Source organism: Candidatus Methylomirabilota bacterium (assembly GCA_035315345.1).
Lineage (GTDB): Bacteria > Methylomirabilota > Methylomirabilia > Rokubacteriales > CSP1-6 > CAMLFJ01.
On sequence record DATFYA010000223.1, the window covers coordinates 1 to 5,011 of the forward strand.

A 5,011-nucleotide genomic window follows, 5' to 3' on the forward strand; every position below is an offset into this window, starting at 1 on the left:
CCGCGACATGGCAGAGTCGGTCGCGTTCTACCGGACGATCGGCCTCGACGTCACCTACGGCGGGCCGGACGCCCCGTTCACCACGCTGCGCGCGGACCAGGCGGTGATCAATCTGCGGCGGGCCAGCGCGGATGGCGACAACTCGTGGAGTCGGGTGATCCTGCGCGTCCGCGGGGTGGACGCCCTTCACCGGGAGCTGACCGCCCGGGGCCTGGTGGCGGCCGCTCCCCGCGACGCGGAGTGGGGCGAGCGCTACTTCGAGATCCGGGACCCGCAGGGCGTGGTGATCAGCTTCGCCGAGCTGCTGCCCTGACCGTCGGTCGCCCCGCCACATCCCGGCGCCGGACCGGCCGCTCGCCGCGGGCGATCCGGTCGCGGGCTCACGTGGCGAGCCGGCTCGAACGGAGGACCGCCCGGCCCCGCTGACGGGGTAGCCTGCACCCCGCTTGTCCATTCCGGCCGGGCGGCCTATACTCGGCTTCCCTCCGAGGGGGCGGATCGCTGATGGGCATGAACGGGACGTGGATGGTGAGGTGGGTGGGCTCGCTGGCGGCGGGTTGGTTCCTGCTGCTTCCGGCCGGCGGCGACATGAAGCCGATCGCCGGCCAATCGGAATCGCTCGCCGGCTGGAGCAATCTCGGCTCCTTCGAGTCCGCGCTGGCCTGCGAGCTGGCGAGGCAGGCGAAGTCGGATCGGGACCGGTCGCGGGCCATCTGCGTGTTCTCGGACGACCCCCGGCTGCGTCGATAGCCACACCGCCGGTCACCGCTCGCGACCGTCCCCCTTGCGCAGGTCGCCGGGACACGGCATGGTCACGCACGTGATGGCGCTGCTCGCCTGGTCCAGCCTCGCCGCCGCCTTCGTGATCACGCTCGCCGCGGTCGGGCGCATGACCGGGCCGGCCTCCGGCGGGCCGGCGGTGAGCGGCGTCATCCGGCTGCCCGGCGCGGTCACCGCGGTCGTGGTCGCGCTCTTCGGTCTCGCGGTCTGCGTCTTCCTGGTTGATCTGCTGCGGCGCTCGCTCGCCAAGGCGCGGCGCGCCGACGAGGCGGAGCCGGCGGACGAGCCGGCGCCGGTGCCCACGTGGATCCGGCGCCTCGGGCTGATCATGTCGCTCGTCAACGTCGTCGCGCTGGCCTATCTCTGGCGGCGCGCGCTGCTCGAGGGCGGTCTCTTCGCGGGACTCGGCGGGCTGGCGAGCGGGCTGACGCTCCCGGGAGCGGAGCCCGAGAGCGCGCCGCCCATCTTCAACTGGGTGTTCGGCGGCCTCGCGCTCGCCGCCGGCCTGGGCGCGCTCGGTTTCGCCCTGTGGGTCGCCTTCGGCGACCGCTTCGCGCGCCCCGACGACGACCCGGCCGAGCCGTTGCCGGCCGCCCTGGACGCGGCGGTGGACGAGAGCCTCGAGGACCTGCGCGCCGAGACCGACTCGCGTCGCGCCATCGTGCGCTGCTACGCGCGGTTCGAGCGGGTGGCCGCCGACTCCGGCCTCGCGCGCCAGCCGTCGCTGACGCCCACCGAGTTCATGCGCGAGGTGCTCCGCGGCCTGCCGATGCCGCGCGCGGCGGTGCCGGCGCTCACCGGCCTGTTCGAGCTGGCCCGCTTCAGCCACCACACGCTGGGGCCGCGGGAGCGCGACCGCGCGCTCGACGCCCTGCACGAGATCCGGACCGCGATGGACGCGCGGCGAGACGATGCCCGGCCTGCCTAGCCGCCTCGCGCGCCGGCTGGCCGGCCGCGCCGTCCCCGTCGTCCTGCTGGTCCTGGTGGCCCTGCCGATATACCTCAAGGCGTCGCCGGCATGGCGGCCGACCGCGGTGCGGCTGGCGTGCGCGGTCGTCCTCGTGAGCGGCTGCGCGAGGGCCCGCCGCTGGGCCCGCGACGGAGTCCTCCCGGACGTGATCTCTCCGTTCGAGGCGCCGCCGGACCCGCCCGCCGGGGTCCAGCTGGACCCGGCCTTCCTGCGGCTGCGCGACGATCTCGTCGCGAGCACGCGGAGCCGGCGCTATTTCGACGTGGTGCTCTGGCCGCGGCTCGTCACCCTGGCGGGGCCCGGGCCCGCCGTGCCCTGTCCGCCGCGGCGCCGGTTCCTGGGCCGCCGGGGGCCGGCGCTGCGCGTCCTGGAGGATCTCGTCGCCCGGGTCGAGGGCCGGGCGTGAAGATCGAGGCGGTCGCGGATCACTGCCAGGACGTCCTGGCCGCCCTCGGGCAGGTGATCGTGGGCAAGGCGGAGGTCCTGCAGCGGCTCCTCGCCGGCATCCTGGCCAACGGGCACGTGCTGATCGAGGACTATCCGGGCCTGGCCAAGACCCTCATCGCGCGGCTCGTGTCCCAGACCATGGATCTGGAATTCAAGCGCATCCAGTTCACGCCGGATCTCCTGCCGAGCGACATCACCGGCAGCTTCCTCTACGATCAGCGCGAGGCCCGCTTCGAGTTCCGGCGCGGGCCGATCTTCACCAACCTGCTGCTGGCCGACGAGATCAACCGGGCCACCCCCAAGACGCAGAGCGCGCTGCTCGAAGCCATGCAGGAGTCGCAGGTCACCGCCGAGGGCGAGCGCTTCCCGCTCGACGCCCCGTTCCTGGTCATCGCCACCCAGAACCCGATCGAGCTCGAGGGCACGTACCCGCTGCCGGAGGCCCAGCTGGATCGCTTCCTGATGCGTCTGTCCGTGGGCTATCCGGAGCCGGCCGACGAGGTCGAGATCCTGGCCCGGCGGCGGCGGAGGCGCGACGACGCGGTGAGCATCGCGCCGGTCATCTCGCGCGAAGAGCTGCTGGCGATGCAGGCCAGCCTGGAAGACGTGCACGTCGCGGGGGTGACCGAGCGCTACATCGTCGATCTCGTGCAGGCCACCCGATCGGATCCTCGCGTGGCCCTCGGCGCCTCGCCCCGCGGCACCCTCGCGCTGCTCAAGCTGGCCCGTGCCGCCGCCGTCCTCGAGCGGCGCGACTTCGTGCTGCCCGACGACGTCAAGGCCATGGCGGGGCCCGCGCTCGCTCACCGGCTGATCCTCAAGCCCGAGCTGTGGGCGTCCCGCATCTCGCCCGCGCAAGTCGTGGAAGGGCTGCTCGAGCAGGTGCCGGCCCCGGGCCCCGACGCCCGATGACCGGGCGGGTGAGCCCGCTCGCGCTGTCGCTGCTGGCGGTGGCCGGATGGATGGTGTCGCTCGGCGTCGTGTCCGGCCGGCCCGAGCTGATCGTGGCCGGGCTGCCGGTCCTCCTGCTGCTCGCGACGCTGGCCCGACCCGCCGCGCGCCCCGACTACGTCATCGAGCAGGAGACCGGCACCGATCGGGTCTTCGAGGGCGACGAGGTGACGGTGACGATGACGGTGACCGCCCGGTCGCCGATCGGCCTGATCGAGCTGCTGGGGCCGCGGCCCGCCGGGAGCGTGGTCCGGTCGGGACGTCACCGCGCGGTGATGACCCTCGGGGCGGGCGCCTCCGGCCGCGCGAGCTACACGCTGGCCTTCCCCGGCCGCGGCGCGCACGATCTCGGCGCGATCGCGATCCGCGTGCGCGACCGGCTCGGGCTGCGCAGCTGGGAGCACCGCCACGTCGATCCGCGTCCGCTGCGCGTCTTCCCGCGCATCGTCCCGCTCCGCCACGTCCCGCGGCCGGTGCACGTGCAGGCCTCGGTCGGCGACTACGTGTCGCGGGCCTGCGGGGAGGGCATCGAGCCTGGTGACATCCGCCAGTTCGCGCCCGGCGATCGGATCAAGCAGGTCAACTGGCGCGCGTCGCTGCGGCTCGGCCAGCTCTACGTGACGCAGCAGCACCGCGAGCGCAACGCCGATGTCGTCCTGATGCTGGACACGCTGGCCGAGGTGGGCGCCCCCTCGGAGACCACCCTCGATCTCGGCGTCCGTGCCGCGGCCTCGCTGGCCACCGCGTATCTCGCGCGCAAGGACCGCGTCGGCCTCATCACCTACGGCGGCGTGATGAGCTGGGTGCGGCCGCGGTCCGGCGCCGCGCAGTACGAGCGGCTCGCGGACGCGCTGGTGCGGGCCGACGTGGTGTTCACCTACGTGGCCAAGGACCTGCTCCGGGTGCCACCGCGGGTCCTCTCGCCGCAGGCGCTGGTGATCGCGATCACGCCGCTGCTGGATCGACGTTTCGCGAAGGCGGTGCTGGATCTCGCCGCGCGCGGCTTCGACCTGCTGGTGCTGGTCGTCTCGCCCGTCGACGTCACGCGCGCCGCGCTGGCGCCCACGCCGACCGCCGACCTGGCCGGACGGCTCTGGCGGCTCGAGCGCCGCGCCGATCTGGTCGAGCTGCGCCGACACGGCCTGCGCGTGATCGAGTGGCGATACCCGGAGCCGCTGGAGGCCGCGCTGGCCGACTCGCGGCGCCGGCGCGTCCGCCTGGCCGAGACGGGATGATCCGGCTGGTCGCCGCGCTGGCCGCGGTCGTCGCGTGCGCGGTGGTGGCACTCGCCTCGCCGCTGGTGGCGGCGCCCGGCCTCGCCGTCCTGCTGCCCGCGGCGCTGTCGATCCTCGCGCGCTGGCGGTGGCTGGCCGTGCTCGCCGCGTGCGGCGATCTGGGCGTCTACGCCGTCGCGCTCTCGATCGAGCGCGCCGCGGCGAGTCCGGGACCCGCGCTGGCGCTCGGAGTCGCGCTGGTGGTCTTCCTCGACGCGGTGGATCTGAGCGCGCGGCTCCGCTCGGCGACCGTCGGCGACGGCGTGGTCCGGTCGGCGCTGGTCCGGTGGGCCGCTCTCGGGCTCGGAGCGGTGGCCGCCGCCGTGCCGACGCTCGCGATGGCGGGCCCGCTGGCCGCGATCCTGCCGGTGGCGGCGTCGCCCCTCGTCGCCGCGGCCGGCGCGCTGGCCAGCGTGCTGATCCTCGCGGCGCTGATCAGGCGAGCGGCCTAGGAGACGGCCGCGCGGGGATCCGCGGCGGTGGTGTGCTCGGTCGGCTGCGGCGTGGCGCTCAAGACGGTGACGCCGTCGGGCGCCTCGAAGCGATGCCAGCGCCCTTCCGGGACGACGATCAGCATGCCCTGAGACAG

At 74.6% G+C, this 5,011-nt stretch carries 7 protein-coding genes; all 7 read left to right on the top strand.

The window, feature by feature from the left end; translation table 11 throughout:
* On the top strand, nucleotides 1-313 hold a 313-nt coding region (locus VKN16_28295; protein ID HME98124.1), incomplete at its 5' end, for a VOC family protein.
* 197 nt (nucleotides 314-510) lie between these two features.
* On the top strand, nucleotides 511-750 hold the full coding sequence (locus VKN16_28300) for a hypothetical protein (GenBank protein ID HME98125.1): 240 nt from the start codon (nucleotides 511-513) through the stop codon (nucleotides 748-750).
* Nucleotides 751-808: 58 nt separating this feature from the next.
* Nucleotides 809-1,708, top strand: coding sequence for a DUF4129 domain-containing protein (locus VKN16_28305; protein HME98126.1), 900 nt, complete (start codon nucleotides 809-811; stop codon nucleotides 1,706-1,708).
* Entirely contained in the window at nucleotides 1,692-2,156 is a 465-nt protein-coding gene (locus tag VKN16_28310) for a hypothetical protein (GenBank protein ID HME98127.1), read from the top strand. Before VKN16_28305 ends, VKN16_28310 begins: the two co-directional genes overlap by 17 nt.
* Nucleotides 2,153-3,109, top strand: coding sequence for a MoxR family ATPase (locus VKN16_28315; GenBank protein ID HME98128.1), 957 nt, complete (start codon nucleotides 2,153-2,155; stop codon nucleotides 3,107-3,109). The genes VKN16_28310 and VKN16_28315 overlap by 4 nt, the downstream gene beginning before the upstream one ends.
* 8 nt (nucleotides 3,110-3,117) lie before the next feature.
* Entirely contained in the window at nucleotides 3,118-4,383 is a 1,266-nt protein-coding gene (locus VKN16_28320) for a DUF58 domain-containing protein (GenBank protein ID HME98129.1), read from the top strand.
* Entirely contained in the window at nucleotides 4,380-4,874 is a 495-nt protein-coding gene (locus tag VKN16_28325; GenBank protein HME98130.1) for a hypothetical protein, read from the top strand. The genes VKN16_28320 and VKN16_28325 overlap by 4 nt, the downstream gene beginning before the upstream one ends.
* Nucleotides 4,875-5,011 lie beyond the last annotated feature (137 nt).